Here is a 14,805-nt window from a genome sequence, read left to right as displayed (position 1 = left end):
AGTGAAGGCGCCACTGGCGGGCAGTGGCGCCCGGCGGATCAGACGGCGAACAACAGGAACTCCCGCTCCCACGAACTGATCACGCGCTTGAAGTTTTCGTGCTCGGCCCGCTTCACCGCGACATAGCCGGTGATGAACTTCTGGCCCAGGTACTTCTCGATGGTCTTGCTGTTTTCCATACGCTCCAGCGCGTCTTCGATGGTCAGTGGCAGGCGCAGGTTGCGGCGCTCGTAGCCACGGCCCACCACGGGCGCGCTCGGGTTGTGGCCTTCGACCATGCCGATGTAGCCACACAGCAGGCTGGCGGCGATGGCCAGGTACGGGTTGGCGTCGGCGCCCGGCAGGCGGTTTTCCACGCGACGGTTCTGTGGCCCGGCATCCGGCACCCGCAGGCCCACGGTGCGGTTCTCTTCGCCCCACTCGACGTTCACCGGCGCCGAGGTATCGGGCAGGAAACGACGGAACGAGTTGACGTTGGGGGCGAACAGCGGCAGCAGCTCGGGAATGAACTTCTGCAAACCACCGATGTGGTTGAGGAACAGCTGGCTCATGGTCCCGTCTTCATTGGAGAAGACGTTCTTGCCGGTGTTGATGTCGATGATGCTCTGGTGCAGGTGCATGGCGCTGCCGGGCTCGCCGGTCATGGGCTTGGCCATGAAGGTGGCGGCCACGTCGTGCTTGAGCGCGGCTTCGCGCATGGTGCGCTTGAACACCAGGATCTGGTCGGCCAGGGACAGGGCATCGCCGTGACGGAAGTTGATCTCCATCTGCGCCGTGCCGTCCTCGTGGATCAGCGTGTCCAGGTCCAGCTCCTGCAGTTCGCACCAGTCATAGACGTCTTCGAACAGCGGGTCGAATTCGTTCGCAGCTTCAATGGAGAACGACTGGCGCCCGGTCTCCGGGCGGCCGGAGCGGCCGATCGGCGGCTGCAACGGGTAGTCCGGATCGTCGCTGCGCTTGGTCAGGTAGAACTCCATTTCCGGCGCCACGATGGGCTGCCAGCCGTGGTCGGCGTAGAGTTTCAGGACCTTCTTCAGGACGTTGCGCGGCGACAGCTCGATGGGGTTGCCCTGCTTGTCGTAGGTGTCATGGATCACCTGGGCAGTAGGCTCGATGGCCCAGGGCACAAGGTACACCGCGTTCTGGTCCGGGCGGCAGACCATGTCGATGTCGGCCGGGTCCAGCAGTTCGTAATAGATGTCGTCTTCGACATAGTCGCCGGTCACGGTCTGCAGTAGCACGCTCTCGGGCAGGCGCATGCCTTTTTCGGCAATGAACTTGTTGGTCGGCGAGATCTTGCCCCGGGTGATCCCGGTCAAATCGCCGATCATGCATTCGACTTCTGTGATCTTGTGGTCTTTCAACCAATCGGTGAGCTGGTCGAGGTTGTTACTCATAAATGCCTCTAGGCTGAGTTTCCTGACTCTCTATTAAGTCAGGCCTTGTGTGACGCTTCGGCGTCGCGTTGTCTTGCCCGCTTGCGGCAGGCATCACCAAAAGCCTGGAAGATGGCCAGGTAGTGAGGGTTGCAGCTTACCTGCCATTCGGGGTGCCATTGCACCCCCAGTGCAAAAGCCTTGCTGGCTTCTACCGAGACCGCCTCTACCAACCCGTCGGGAGCCAGCGCCTCGACCCGCAGCCCCGGGGCCAGACGCTCGACGCCCTGGGCATGGATCGAGTTGACTTGAATCCGCTCCGGCAGGCCCAGCCCCGCCAGAACACCACCGGCCTTGATATGCAGGTCATGGGCGGGCGCGTACCAGGCGTCCAGGGGCTGGCCGGGCTGTTCGGCGTGCCGGTGGTCCATGAAAGGCTGCACCTGCTGCACGTTCTGATGCAGGCTGCCGCCCAGGGCCACGTTCATTTCCTGGAAGCCGCGGCAGATGCCCAGCACCGGAACGCCACTTGCGACGGCGGCGCTCAGCAGCGGCAGGGTGGCAGCATCCCGTGCAGAATCATGAGCAGTGCCCGGCGCGCTGGCAGGACCCTGGTAATGGAAAGGTTCGATATTGGAGGGAGAGCCGGTAAAGAGAATGCCGTCCAGACCGTCCAGAATATCGGACGGGGAAAGCAGTTCCGCCATGGACGGGATAATCACCGGCACGCCCTGGGCTGCGCTGGCTACTGCGTGGACATACTCGTCGCCACTGATGTGATAAGCATGCAGACCGATCTGCCTGGAGCAGGCGGTGACGCCGATTAACGGCAGGCGAGACATGAAACACCCCGGTATTATTGCTGTTATGGGTTTGATTCGAGCTTAGCCTTGTTCATTTTTTTACACAACACCCCCGTAAAAAATACAACACGGCCCGCTCAAGCCTGCGGTACCCAAGGCGGCCGAGCCCCAAAAAACGCCCTGTTTTGCCCCAAAAGAGCCTTGCCAGCCCTTTATTAGGGCATAAAAGGCCTTACTTGACTTCGGCATGCCGTTCGGGTTGACTGAAACCAGAAAAGATCAATGATTGATATTTTTAACAACAAAGGTGTTGCATCATGTCGGTACCCCCGCGTGCCGTTCAGCTCAACGAAGCGAACGCGTTCCTTAAGGAACATCCTGAGGTTCTGTACGTTGACCTTCTGATTGCGGATATGAATGGTGTGGTGCGCGGCAAGCGCATCGAACGCACCAGCCTCCACAAGGTTTACGAGAAAGGCATCAACCTGCCGGCCTCCCTGTTTGCCCTGGATATCAATGGCTCTACGGTGGAAAGCACCGGCCTGGGTCTGGACATCGGCGACGCCGACCGGATCTGCTATCCAATCCCCGATACCCTGTGCAACGAGCCCTGGCAGAAGCGCCCTACCGCGCAATTGCTGATGACCATGCACGAACTCGAAGGCGACCCCTTCTTTGCCGATCCACGGGAAGTCCTGCGCCAGGTGGTGACCAAGTTCGACGAACTGGGCCTGACCATCTGCGCCGCTTTCGAGCTGGAGTTCTACCTGATCGACCAGGAGAACGTGAACGGCCGGCCACAGCCACCACGCTCGCCGATTTCCGGCAAGCGCCCGCACTCCACCCAGGTCTACCTGATCGACGACCTCGACGAATACGTCGACTGCCTCCAGGACATCCTGGAAGGTGCCAAGGAACAAGGCATCCCGGCCGACGCCATCGTCAAGGAAAGTGCCCCGGCACAATTCGAAGTCAACCTGCACCACGTGGCCGACCCGATCAAGGCCTGCGACTACGCGGTCCTGCTCAAGCGCCTGATCAAGAACATCGCCTACGACCATGAGATGGACACCACCTTCATGGCCAAGCCTTACCCGGGCCAGGCGGGCAATGGTCTGCACGTTCACATTTCGGTTCTGGACAAAGATGGCAAGAACATCTTCGCCAGCGAGGATCCCGAGCAGAACGCCGCACTGCGTCACGCGATCGGCGGTGTGCTCGAGACCCTACCGGCGCAGATGGCCTTCCTCTGCCCGAACGTCAACTCCTATCGCCGTTTCGGCGCGCAGTTCTATGTGCCGAACTCGCCGAGCTGGGGCCTGGACAACCGTACCGTGGCCATTCGCGTCCCCACCGGCTCGGCCGATGCAGTGCGCATCGAACACCGGGTCGCCGGCGCCGACGCCAACCCCTATCTGCTGATGGCTTCGGTCCTGGCGGGCGTGCACCACGGCCTGACCAACAAGATCGAGCCGGGGGCGCCTACCGAAGGCAACTCCTACGAGCAGAACGAGCAGAGCCTGCCGAACAACCTGCGTGATGCCCTGCGCGAGTTGGACGACAGCGAAGTCATGGCCAAGTACATCGATCCGAAATACATCGATATCTTCGTCGCCTGCAAGGAAAGTGAGCTGGAGGAGTTCGAACACTCCATCTCCGACCTCGAGTACAACTGGTACCTGCACACCGTGTAAGCGCCAGCTGCATTGAAGAACGCCGCCGGGTTCATCCCGGCGGCGTTTTTTTTATGCCCGTGATTCGGATGCGCCCAGGCTGCGGCTACAGGGACAACGGCCCACTCGCGTACAATGCCCGCTGCCCTGTAGGAGAGACTGATGACGCGCACCGCCCCGCTTCGCAAACCCCGTGCACGCAGCCAGGCCCGGATCGACTCCATACTCGACGCCGCACGGACCCTGCTGGCGGCCGAGGGCGTGGCCAGCCTGTCGATCTACAGCGTGGCCGACAAGGCGCAGATCCCGCCATCCTCGGTCTATCACTTCTTCGCCAGCGTCCCGGCCCTGCTGGAAGCCCTTACCGCCGATGTCCACGCGGCGTTCCGCGCCTGCCTGCTGGAACCTATCGACCATGAGCGGCTCAGCAGCTGGCGCGACCTGTCACGCCTGGTGGAGCAACGCATGCTCGACATCTACGGCGAGGACGCGGCGGCCCGCCAACTGATCCTCGCCCAGCACGGCCTGACCGAAGTCACCCAGGCCGACCGCCAGCACGACATCGAGCTGGGGGACCTGATGCACAAGCTGTTCGATCATCATTTCGAGTTGCCGACGCTACCCGTCGATGTCGACGTGTTCGCCCTGGCCATGGAGCTGGGAGATCGGGTGTATGCCCGCTCCGTGCAGCAGCACGGGCAGATCACTCCGCGCATGGCCGAGGAAGGCATGCGCGTCTTCGATGCCTACCTGGGCCTGTACCTGCCGCCCTACCTGGCCAAGCGCCCCACCCCGCCCTGAACGCCGGTTCAGGCCTGACGCAGCAGCAACCGGTCGATGCTGTGGTCCGCCGACTTGTGGATGATCAGGTTGGCTCGCTCCCGAGTCGGCAGGATGTTTTCAACCAGGTTCTTCAGGTTGACCCTGTCCCAGGTATCGGAGGCCACTGACAGCGCCTCGGAATCGGACAGGCCCTTGTACTTGTTGAAGTAGGAATCCCCCGACTGGAAGGCCGTGTTCTTCAGGTAGACGAACCGCTCCAGGTACCAGGTCTTGATGGTCGCTTCGGGAGCGTCGACATAGATCGAGAAGTCGATGAAATCCAGGGCGTTCAGGCCCTCGCCCTGCTCCCCCTGCAACACATTCAAGCCTTCCAGGATGATGATGTCCGGCGCCTCCACCGACTGCGCCTCATCGGCCAGGATGTCGTAGCGCACATGGGAATAGATGGGAATCCGCGCCGCTTCGCCCCGGCGGCACACCGCCTGGAGAAAATCCAAGAACAGCGGCTCGTCATAGGACTCTGGAAAGCCCTTGCGGTGCAGGATGTTTTTTTCCTGCAGGGTGGCCAGCGGGAACAGGAACGAATCCGTGGTCACCAGGTGCACATTGGGCTTGCCCGGCCAATAGGCCAGCAGCGCCGCCAGGACCCGGGCAAAACTGCTCTTGCCCACCGCCACGCTGCCGGAAACACCGATCACGTAGGGGGCCTTGAAACCTGTCTGCGGCACCTTCAGCGATTGCACCTGCGCCGCATGCAAATGCAGCAGGCGCGACAGCGGCAGGAGGATCTGCCGCACTTCTTCGGACGCCATGGGCTGGGTCGGACTGGTCAGCGTCTCCATCTCGGATGGCGCAAGACTCATCGGCTCACCGGCCCGCAGAGCGGCCCAATGGTCGCGATCGAACTCCAGATACCCCACATTTGGACCCTGCTCTGTTGTCATGTTTACTGTTCAGGTCTTGCCGAAAGCAGGGAAAGTATCAAATCTGACCGGTATTTACAGCGCCCATGAAAAAGCCCCGAAGGGCTCGCACCGTTCGGGGCCGTGATCGGGCGCCGTTCACAACTTGGCGATCGATACCTCGGTGGACTTCACAAAGGCGATCACTTCGCTGCCAATCGACAGCTCCAGCTCTTTCACCGAGCGGGTGGTGATCACCGAAGTGACAATGCCGGAAGCGGTCTGCACGTCGATTTCCGACAGCACGTCGCCTTCGACGATTTCCTTGATGGTGCCCTTGAACTGGTTGCGTACGTTGATGGCCTTGATGGTCATGGTGTTTCTCCTGGGGTCGAAATGAGCGGCTGTTTTAAAGTGCCCAGCGCAGTTGCGTGGGCAAGGGTGAAACGGGTTCCGGTTCCGGCGGCGAGCCGGGCAATGACAGCACGCGGTTGAGGACTTCGGTCTCCAGCGCCGCCAGGCGATGGGAACCCCGTACCCGCGGGCGGGGCAGCTCGACGTGCAGGTCGAGACCGACCTCGCCGTCTTCGATCAGGATCACCCGATCGGCGATCGCCACCGCTTCGCTGACATCGTGGGTGACCAGCAGCACGGTGAAGCCATGCTGCTGCCACAGGCGTTCGATCAACTGCTGCATCTCGATCCGCGTCAGGGCATCCAGCGCCCCCAGCGGCTCGTCCAGCAGCAACAGCCGCGGCTGGTGGATCAGGGCACGGGCCAGGGCCACGCGCTGCTTCTGCCCACCGGACAGGGCCGCCGGCCATTCCTGGGCGCGATCCGCCAGGCCCACGGCTTCCAGAGCCTGCAGGGCTTGGGGGCGCCAGTTGCCCTTGAGCCCGAGCCCGACGTTATCGATGACCTTTTTCCAGGGCAGCAGGCGCGCCTCCTGGAACATCAACCGGGTGTCTTCAATGGCAGCGCTCAAGGGCGCGGAACCGGCCAACAGTTCGCCAGCACTTGGCTGGTCGAGACCGGCCAGCAGGCGCAGCAAGGTACTTTTGCCGCAGCCGCTGCGCCCCACCACCGCCACGAACTGGCCGGCGGGAATGTGCAGGTCGATTTCCCGCAGCACCTGCCGCGAGCCGAAGGTCTTTTGCAGTTTGCGCACCGCCAGGGGAATGCCCTGCAGCAGCCGCGGAGGTTGTTGAGCCGTCATTGGGCACCGCCTTTGGCGACCTGGTAGGCCGGATGCCAGCGCAGCCAGACCCGCTCCAGGCCACGCGCGGCCAGGTCCGCCAGCTTGCCGAGCACCGCGTACAGAACGATCGCCAGCACCACCACGTCGGTCTGCAGGAACTCCCGGGCGTTCATTGCCAGGTAGCCGATGCCGGAGCTGGCGGAAATGGTTTCGGCGACGATCAGGGTCAGCCACATGAAGCCCAGGGCAAAGCGCACCCCCACCAGGATCGAAGGCAGGGCGCCGGGCAGGATCACCTGGCGGAACAGGGCGAAGCCGGACAGGCCGTAGCTGCGCGCCATCTCCACCAGTGCCGGGTCGACGTTGCGGATGCCGTGGTAGGTGTTGAGGTAGATCGGGAACAGCGTGCCCAGGGCCACCAGGAAAATCTTCGCCGACTCATCGATGCCGAACCACAGGATCACCAGGGGAATCAGCGCCAGGTGCGGCACATTGCGGATCATCTGTACCGAGCTGTCCAGCAGCCGCTCACCCCATTTCGACAGGCCGGTGATAAAGCCCAGCGCCAGGCCGATGCCGCCACCAATGACAAAACCCAGGCCGGCGCGCCAGCCGCTGATGGCCAGGTGGGTCCAGATATCGCCACTGCGTACCAGGCTGACCCCAGCCTCGATCACCGCGCTGGGGGCCGGCAGGATGCGGGTCGACAGCCAGCCCGCCGACACCGACAGTTGCCACACCGCCAACAACAGCAGCGGCAGGCCCCAGGGCGCCAGACGCTGCACTATGCGTTGTCCGTTCATGGCCGCACCTCAGCTCTGGGACACGGCTTTGGGAATGATGTCGTTGGCGACCATCTCCCCGAACGGGCTGACGTAACCCGCCGCCTCAGGCAGTTTGGGACGTTCGATGTCCAGGTGCGGGAACAGCAGTTCGGCCACCCGGTAGGCCTCTTCCAGGTGCGGATAGCCGGAGAAGATGAAGGTGTCGATACCCAGGTCCGCATACTCCTGCATGCGGGCCGCCACGGTCGGGCCGTCGCCCACCAGGGCCGTACCGGCACCGCCGCGCACCAGGCCGACCCCGGCCCAGAGGTTGGGGCTGACTTCCAACTGGTCGCGGCGGCCGCCATGCAAGGCGGCCATGCGCTGCTGGCCTACGGAATCGAAGCGCGCCAGGGACGCCTGGGCCCGGGCGATGGTGTCGTCGTCCAGATGGGAAATCAGCCGCTCGGCAGCCTGCCAGGCCTCGGCGTTGGTTTCCCGCACAATCACATGCAGGCGGATGCCGAAGCGTACGGTGCGCCCGAGTTTGGCGGCCTTGTCCCGCACCTGTTGGATCTTCTCGGCTACTGCGGCCGGCGGCTCGCCCCAGGTCAGGACCATCTCCACCTGCTCGGCGGCCAGGTCCTGGGCCGCTTCCGAGGAGCCACCAAAGTACAGCGGCGGACGGGGTTGCTGCAGCGGCGGATAGAGCAGCTTGGCGCCCTTCACGCTGATGTGCTGGCCGTCGTAGTCCACGGTTTCACCTTCCAGCACCCGGCGCCAGATACGGGTGAACTCCACCGAAGCCTGGTAGCGCTCCTCATGGTCGAGGAACAGGCCGTCGCCGGCCAGTTCGTCCGGATCCCCCCCGGTCACCAGGTTGAACAGCGCCCGGCCGCCGGACAACCGGTCCAGGGTCGCTGCCTGGCGCGCCGCTACCGTCGGGGAGATGATCCCCGGGCGCAGGGCCACGAGGAACTTCAGACGCTGGGTCACCGGGATCAGCGACGCCGCCACCAGCCAGGAGTCCTCGCAGGAGCGTCCGGTGGGGATCAGCACGCCGCCGAACCCCAGGCGATCGGCAGCCTGGGCGATCTGCTGCAGGTAAGCATGATCGACGGCTCGAGCGCCTTCGGCGGTGCCAAGGTAATGGCCGTCGCCGTGGGTAGGCAGGAACCAGAAGATATTGAGGCTCATGGAGTTGTCTCCTAAGGGGTCGAATTACGGCGCTTTGGCCACGGCGGCGGTGGGCGTCCAGATCACGTCTTTGATGCTCAACGGCTTGGGAATCAGCTTGAGCTGGTAGAAGCTGTCGGCGATTTTCTGCTGCGCGGCGATCACTTCCGGGGTCAGGAAGCCCGCGCCATAGCCCTGGCGCTTAACTGAAGTGAGGGTGATGTCGGCCGGCAGGCCCAAAAGCGGTGCCACCTGTTGGGTGACCTCCTGCGGATTGCCCTTGGACCACTCGCCCACCGCCCGTACTTCTTCCACCAGGGCGGTAATCACCTCGGGATGCTGTTGCGCGTAGGGTTTGGTGGCCAGGTAGAACTGGTGGTTGTCGACGATGCCCGAGCCGTCACGCAGGGTACGAGCCTGTAGCTGCTGCTCGGCGGCTGCCTGGTAAGGGTCCCAGATGGCCCAGGCATCGACGCTGCCCCGCTCGAATGCGGCGCGGGCATCAGCCGGCGGCAGGAACACGGTCTGGATATCACTGTATTTCAGGCCGGCGTCTTCCAGAGCGCGGACCAGCAGGTAATGGACGTTGGAGCCCTTGTTCAGCACCACCTTCTTGCCCTTGAGGTCCTGCACCGACTGGATCGGCGAACCCTTGGGCACCAGGATCGCTTCGCTATGGGGGGCCGGCGGCTCGTAGGCCACATACAGCAGGTCGGCACCGGCGGCCTGGGCAAAGACTGGCGGGGTCTCGCCGGTCACGCCGAAGTCGATGGACCCGACATTGAGGCCCTCCAGCAACTGTGGGCCTCCGGGAAATTCAGTCCATTGCACCTCGACGCCCTGCTGCGCCAGGCGCTTCTCCAGGGAACCCTTGGCCTTGAGCAGCACCAGGGTGCCGTACTTCTGATAACCGATCCGCAAGGTCTCGGCCTGAGCTTGAACAATGGCGCCGAAGGACACAGCCGCAGCAAACAGAGCGACCAGACCGCGACGCAAAATGACAGGGCGCATGGCGCTCTCCTTTTTGCTATGGGGTTGTGGCTGCACCTGCTTGCCCGTTGGCGGGCGAGTAAGGCGAGTATTTCAATCGGGGGTGAGGCTCAAATGCTCCAGCGAGCACTCAACAGGCGTTCATTGAGCAGATGCGGATCCAGCGGTTTGGGGCGACGGGCCATGGCGCTGTGGAACTGCTCGAGCGCTTCTTTCAAGCGTTGCTCCAGGGCCTCGGCCAATTGCGGCTGGGCGCTGCCCTCGCCGTAGGCGATCTGGCTGTCCTCGGCAAAGATGCCCTGGAGCATCTCCTGGGCCTTGAGGGCCGAAAGCACCGGCTTCAATGCGTAATCCACCGCCAGCATGTGGGCAATACTGCCGCCGGTAGCCATGGGCAGCACCACCTTGTGGCTCAGGGCCCGCTCGGGCAGCAGGTCGAGCAGGGTTTTCAGGGCCCCGGAAAACGACGCTTTGTACACCGGCGTCGCAATCAGCAAGCCGTCGGCCTGTTCGATCTGTTGCAGCAGGTCGATGACCTTGGGGCTGTCGAAGCGCGCGTGGAGCAGATCCTCGGCCGGGAAGTCCCGTACCTGGTAGCTGACCACTTCCACGCCTTGCTGCTGTAACCAGCGCTTGGCCAACTCCAGCAGCACCCCGGAACGGGAGCGTTGGCTGGGACTGCCACCGAGAGAGACCACCAGCATGCAGAGAATTCCTTGAACGAAGAAAGCGATTCGCGGGATGCGATCTCGCCGAATTGGAGAGACCTTAACAGCCTATTTTTATATCCATAAATCTTATTTATTCATTTGTTTATTCCTTAAAAATATATAAGAAAGTATTTTCCGCAGGCAAAAAAATAGGCCGTCGGAACGGCCTTAAAACCCCTGCTTTATGGATCTGTTGCTCCTGCGTGCTTCGTAGGAGCGGGCTTGCCCGCGAAAGGGTCCGCGAAACTTGCGCCGGCCTCACGACCGCCTTTGTCGGCAAGCGAGCTCCTACAGCGGTTGGTGTATCAGCGGTTGGGTTGCGGCGTCAGGCGCAGATAGGGCTTCACTGCGCGATAGCCCTTGGGAAAGCGACGCTTGATCTCTTCCTCGTCCTTGAGCGAAGGCACGATCACCACTTCGTCACCGTCCTGCCAGTTGGCCGGGGTGGCCACCTTGTAGTTGTCGGTGAGTTGCAGCGAATCGATTACCCGCAGGATTTCGTGGAAGTTGCGCCCGGTGCTGGCCGGGTAGGTGATGGTCAGGCGAATCTTCTTGTTCGGGTCGATGACGAACAGCGAGCGTACGGTCAGGGTGTCGTTGGCATTGGGGTGGATCAGGTCATAGAGGTCCGAGACCTTGCGATCGGCATCCGCCAGGATCGGGAAGTTGACCCGGGTGTCCTGGGTCTCGTTGATGTCTTCGATCCACTTGTGATGGGAGTCCACCGGGTCCACCGAGAGGGCAATGGCCTTCACCCCGCGTTGAGCGAATTCGTCCTTGAGCTTGGCGGTAAAGCCCAACTCGGTGGTGCACACCGGCGTGAAGTCCGCCGGATGGGAAAACAGCACGCCCCAGCTATCGCCCAGCCACTCGTGGAAACGAATCTTGCCGGCACTGGAATCCTGTTCGAAGTCGGGGGCGATGTCGCCCAGTCTGAGGCTCATGGGTGCTGCTCCTGTGAGTGCGTGATGAAGCTACTCTGCCTGCACGGGAGACTATTTAAAAAGAATATATATCGATTTATTAATAACTGAATTGAATATTAAAAATCTCTTCACTGGACTCGCGGACAAGCGAAGACCACCCTTCTCAACAAGGTTCGAGAAGGCCTTGAGTAGCTGTAAAAAGAGGGGGATTCAGGAAGGGCTCACGGGGGTGGGCCTGACTTGAAACAACACCTCGCCCGGCATTGCGCCGGGCGAGGCTTTATCACGCTATTACAGCAGCGGGATCGAATAGCTGACGATCAGGCGGTTTTCGTCCTGGGAACGAGTCGAAGCCAGGTCGGTACGCCACATAGCGTTTTTCCAGGCAAAGCCGAGGTTTTTCAGCGGGCCTTCCGGAATAACGTAAGCAACAGTCAGGTCACGTTCCCACTCAGTCTTGTCGCCGACGGTGGTCTCGATGTTGTTGCCGCGCAGGTAGATCACGTTAGCGGTCAGGCCTGGTACACCAACCTTGGCGAAATCATAGCCGTAACGCGCCTGCCAGGTACGCTCGCCAGCACGGGCGAACTTCTGGATTTGCATGTCGGTGATGGTGCTGTTGGAGGAGCCGTCACCCTGGTTCAGCCAAGGGAAGTCGCTGTCGCCGTTTGTGTACTGATAGCCACCGCCGAAGGTGTGCCCTTCAACCGAGTAAAGGGCCAGGTAGCTGTACAGGTTGTTGTCGACCTTGCCCTTGGTGATGTTGCCGCCGTAGTAGCCTGGGGAGAAGTAAGTGGCGGTATCACCGTTGGCACCGTTGTCACGGCTGCGGTAGTAACGCAGGTCACTTTTCAGGACGCCCGGGCCGATAGCCCAGTTGTGCACCAGACCCAGGAAGTTCTGGGTGTAGAAGTCTTTCAGCTCGCCGTAGTAGTAGGAAGCGGTCAGATCCTTGGTGATCTTGTAGTCCGCACCGGCGAAGTAGAACTTGTTGGTGAACTCACCTTTGCTGTAGTTGGAACCAGCGTTGGCGTTAGCGATCGACAGACCTTCGTTGTTGCTCGAGTTACGGCCTTTGGCGTGCTCGATCTGACCTGCGGTCAGGGTCAGGTCCTTGATCTCGTTCGAAGTGATCTGGCCACCCTGGAAGGTTTGTGGCAGCAGACGACCATCGTTGGTCTTGATAACCGGGTTGTTCGGCTGGAGGGTACCGATCTTCAGTTCGGTCTGGGAGATCTTGACCTTGCCGGTCAGGCCCAGGCTGGCGAAGTCAGGAACTGCACGGTTGCCGTCGCTTGGAAAGATGGTGCCACCGGAAGCACTCCCGCTGGAGTTACCACTCTTGGCAGGGCTGGAATCCAGACGAACGCCGTACAGGCCAATAGCGTCAACACCGAACTGAACGGTACCTTGGGTGTAACCCGAGATGAAACGCAGATCGAAGCCTTGGCCCCATTCTTCGTTCTTGTTCGCGCCAGGACCGTCACGGTTATCAGTATTGATATAGAAGTTGCGCAAGCCCAGGGTGGCCTTGCTGTCTTCGATGAAACCGGCGGCGCCTGCCTGCTGCGCCAAAACCCCTACGGCCACAGCCAGGGCCAAGGTGGACTTGTTCATGTTTCGCTCCTCTCGTTTCTAATTCTTGTGGTTCCTGGCCCCGGATCGAACGCCCGGGTGCCACAGATGCGCGATTAGCGCCAGACCGTGACTGATAAGTCAATCGTAACGACCTGTGTCTACGACCATGGTCTAATCGCAGTGATTTGGTCCATGCAGGGTAATGAATTACTCATAAACCCAAAAAGAATTGTTTAATTCTTTTTCATACCTTTCAGGAATAAAGCTCGCCATTATCAGACGACGAATCGCAGCGTAGACGCTCGCAAGCTTATTTCTGAAAAATATTCCCCTGACTCAGCCCCCCAAGATCCCCTGCGTGTACAAACGCAAAACGTCATTCAGGATCAAAAAAGCGACGCAATCATGGCTAAGAGCCTATCCTCCCGTCAATTTGTTACAGTTTTTGTATCGAAATGAAATTTTTCTGACATGTGCAACTGGCCGCCACGGTTCGATCAATTGATCGGGCCGTGGCGGCCAGTTGCGCAAAGAGGCGGGTTCAGAGGGCTTTTTCGAAGATCTTCGAATTGCGCTGGTAGTTGTACAGCGAGGCCCGGGCCGATGGCAGGCGCTCGACACTGCTGGGCACGAAACCCCGCTCGCGGAACCAGTGAGCGGTACGAGTGGTGAGGACGAACAGCGTCTTCAAGCCCTGGGCCCGAGCGCGGGTCTCGATCCTTTCCAGCAACTCGTCACCACGCTTGCCATGGCGGTACTCGGGGTTCACCGCCAGGCACGCCAGCTCACCGGCATCGGAATCGGCAATCTGGTACAGGGCCGCGCAGGCGATGATCATGCCCTCGCGCTCCACCACACTGAACTGCTCGATCTCGCGCTCCAGCACCTCGCGGGAACGCCGCACGAGGATGCCCTGCTCTTCCAGCGGGCTGATCAGCTCCAGCAAGCCGCCCACGTCCTCGATCGCCGCCTCGCGCACCCGCTCGAACTGTTCCTGGGCCACCAGGGTGCCGCCGCCGTCGCGGGTGAAGAGTTCGGTTAGCAAGGCGCCGTCCTCGGCGTAGCTGACGATATGGCTGCGTCCGACTCCGCCGCGGCACGCCTCGGCGGCGGCATCCAGCAGCTCGGCCTGATAGTTGCCCCCCAGGCGCTGCAAATGCGCCGGCACCTGTTGCGGGCGCAATTCGCGCACCAGCTTGCCGTTTTCATCCAGCAGGCCTGGGTCGGCGCCGAACAGCAGTAGTTTGTCGGCCCCAAGGTCGATGGCGGCGCGAGTGGCCACGTCTTCGCAGGCCAGGTTGAAGGTTTCCCCGGTGGGGGAATAACCCAGGGGCGAGAGCAGGACGATCGAGCGCTCGTCCAGCAGGCGATTGATGCCCTTGCGATCGACCCGGCGCACTTCGCCGGTGTGGTGATAGTCGACGCCCTCCAGCACGCCGATCGGACGGGCAGTCACCAGGTTGCCGCTGGCCACCCGCAACCGCGAGCCCTGCATCGGTGAAGAGGCCATGTCCATGGACAGGCGCGCCTCGATAGCGATGCGCAACTGGCCCACGGCATCGATCACGCACTCCAGGGTTGCCGCGTCGGTGATCCTAAGGCCGTGATGGTAATGGGGCGTCAGGCCACGGGCCGCCAGGCGGGCTTCGATCTGTGGGCGCGAGCCGTGCACCAGCACCAGGCGCACCCCCAAGCTGTGGAGCAGCACCAGGTCGTGGACGATATTGCCGAAGTTGGGGTGTTCAACGCCGTCGCCGGGCAGCATGACCACGAAGGTGCAGTCGCGGTGGGCATTGATATAGGGAGACGCGTGGCGAAGCCAATTGACGTATTCGGGCATGAACCTGAGCCTGTAAATAAAAAGCAGCCTATGAAAGGACGAAACGGAAAACTCACAGCGGGCTGATGGTTATCGTCGGAACAGGC

General features: G+C 61.6%; 14 protein-coding genes. 2 read left to right on the top strand and 12 right to left on the bottom strand.

The features are described from left to right. Window positions 1-38: 38 nt before the first annotated feature. Together BM382_RS18380 and BM382_RS18375 are read right to left on the bottom strand one after the other, a co-directional pair. Entirely contained in the window at window positions 39-1,397 is a 1,359-nt protein-coding gene (locus BM382_RS18380) for a glutamine synthetase family protein (RefSeq protein ID WP_011064101.1), read from the bottom strand. Between the two features lie 38 nt (window positions 1,398-1,435). Continuing rightward, window positions 1,436-2,218: a gamma-glutamyl-gamma-aminobutyrate hydrolase family protein gene (locus BM382_RS18375; RefSeq protein ID WP_011064102.1), complete on the bottom strand. Its 783-nt coding sequence runs from the start codon at window positions 2,216-2,218 to the stop codon at window positions 1,436-1,438. A 278-nt stretch (window positions 2,219-2,496) separates the two neighbouring features. On the opposite strand from BM382_RS18375, the gene BM382_RS18370 reads away from it, so the two are divergent. Both BM382_RS18370 and BM382_RS18365 read left to right on the top strand, forming a co-directional pair. Beyond that, the gene (locus BM382_RS18370; protein ID WP_011064103.1) at window positions 2,497-3,873 is read left to right on the top strand and encodes a glutamine synthetase family protein; all 1,377 of its coding nucleotides are present in this window, start codon (window positions 2,497-2,499) and stop codon (window positions 3,871-3,873) included. A gap of 141 nt (window positions 3,874-4,014) precedes the next feature. Further along, window positions 4,015-4,653: a TetR/AcrR family transcriptional regulator gene (locus BM382_RS18365; protein WP_011064104.1), complete on the top strand. Its 639-nt coding sequence runs from the start codon at window positions 4,015-4,017 to the stop codon at window positions 4,651-4,653. An 8-nt stretch (window positions 4,654-4,661) separates the two neighbouring features. Here the strand turns inward: BM382_RS18365 and coaA are convergent, their stop codons facing one another. The 10 genes from coaA to argA form a co-directional block, all read right to left on the bottom strand. Then, window positions 4,662-5,579, bottom strand: a complete 918-nt coding sequence (coaA, locus tag BM382_RS18360) for a type I pantothenate kinase (protein WP_011064105.1) — start codon at window positions 5,577-5,579, stop codon at window positions 4,662-4,664. Window positions 5,580-5,696: 117 nt separating this feature from the next. Then, window positions 5,697-5,912, bottom strand: coding sequence for a TOBE domain-containing protein (locus tag BM382_RS18355; RefSeq protein WP_011064106.1), 216 nt, complete (start codon window positions 5,910-5,912; stop codon window positions 5,697-5,699). 34 nt (window positions 5,913-5,946) lie between these two features. Then, window positions 5,947-6,753, bottom strand: coding sequence for an aliphatic sulfonates ABC transporter ATP-binding protein (ssuB, locus tag BM382_RS18350; RefSeq protein ID WP_011064107.1), 807 nt, complete (start codon window positions 6,751-6,753; stop codon window positions 5,947-5,949). Beyond that, window positions 6,750-7,538 carry an aliphatic sulfonate ABC transporter permease SsuC gene (ssuC, locus tag BM382_RS18345; protein WP_011064108.1) on the bottom strand — a complete coding sequence of 263 codons (789 nt, stop codon included), beginning with the start codon at window positions 7,536-7,538 and terminating at the stop codon, window positions 6,750-6,752. The genes ssuB and ssuC overlap by 4 nt, the downstream gene beginning before the upstream one ends. 9 nt (window positions 7,539-7,547) lie before the next feature. Continuing rightward, window positions 7,548-8,696, bottom strand: a complete 1,149-nt coding sequence (ssuD, locus tag BM382_RS18340; RefSeq protein WP_015637415.1) for an FMNH2-dependent alkanesulfonate monooxygenase — start codon at window positions 8,694-8,696, stop codon at window positions 7,548-7,550. 24 nt (window positions 8,697-8,720) lie between these two features. After that, a complete protein-coding gene (locus tag BM382_RS18335) occupies window positions 8,721-9,686 on the bottom strand; it encodes a sulfonate ABC transporter substrate-binding protein (protein ID WP_011064110.1) in 966 nt (321 codons plus the stop codon). Window positions 9,687-9,775: 89 nt separating this feature from the next. After that, window positions 9,776-10,369: an NADPH-dependent FMN reductase gene (gene ssuE / locus BM382_RS18330; protein ID WP_011064111.1), complete on the bottom strand. Its 594-nt coding sequence runs from the start codon at window positions 10,367-10,369 to the stop codon at window positions 9,776-9,778. A gap of 311 nt (window positions 10,370-10,680) precedes the next feature. Continuing rightward, window positions 10,681-11,319: a peroxiredoxin gene (locus tag BM382_RS18325; protein ID WP_072443515.1), complete on the bottom strand. Its 639-nt coding sequence runs from the start codon at window positions 11,317-11,319 to the stop codon at window positions 10,681-10,683. Window positions 11,320-11,592: 273 nt separating this feature from the next. Continuing rightward, window positions 11,593-12,918 carry an OprD family porin gene (locus BM382_RS18320; protein WP_011064113.1) on the bottom strand — a complete coding sequence of 442 codons (1,326 nt, stop codon included), beginning with the start codon at window positions 12,916-12,918 and terminating at the stop codon, window positions 11,593-11,595. 502 nt (window positions 12,919-13,420) lie between these two features. After that, window positions 13,421-14,719: an amino-acid N-acetyltransferase gene (argA, locus tag BM382_RS18315; protein ID WP_011064114.1), complete on the bottom strand. Its 1,299-nt coding sequence runs from the start codon at window positions 14,717-14,719 to the stop codon at window positions 13,421-13,423. Window positions 14,720-14,805 lie beyond the last annotated feature (86 nt).

The sequence above is a fragment of the Pseudomonas sp. NFPP25 genome, assembly GCF_900116505.1.
GTDB classification, from domain to species: domain Bacteria; phylum Pseudomonadota; class Gammaproteobacteria; order Pseudomonadales; family Pseudomonadaceae; genus Aquipseudomonas; species Aquipseudomonas protegens.
This window is presented reverse-complemented; position numbering and strand designations above follow the sequence as displayed.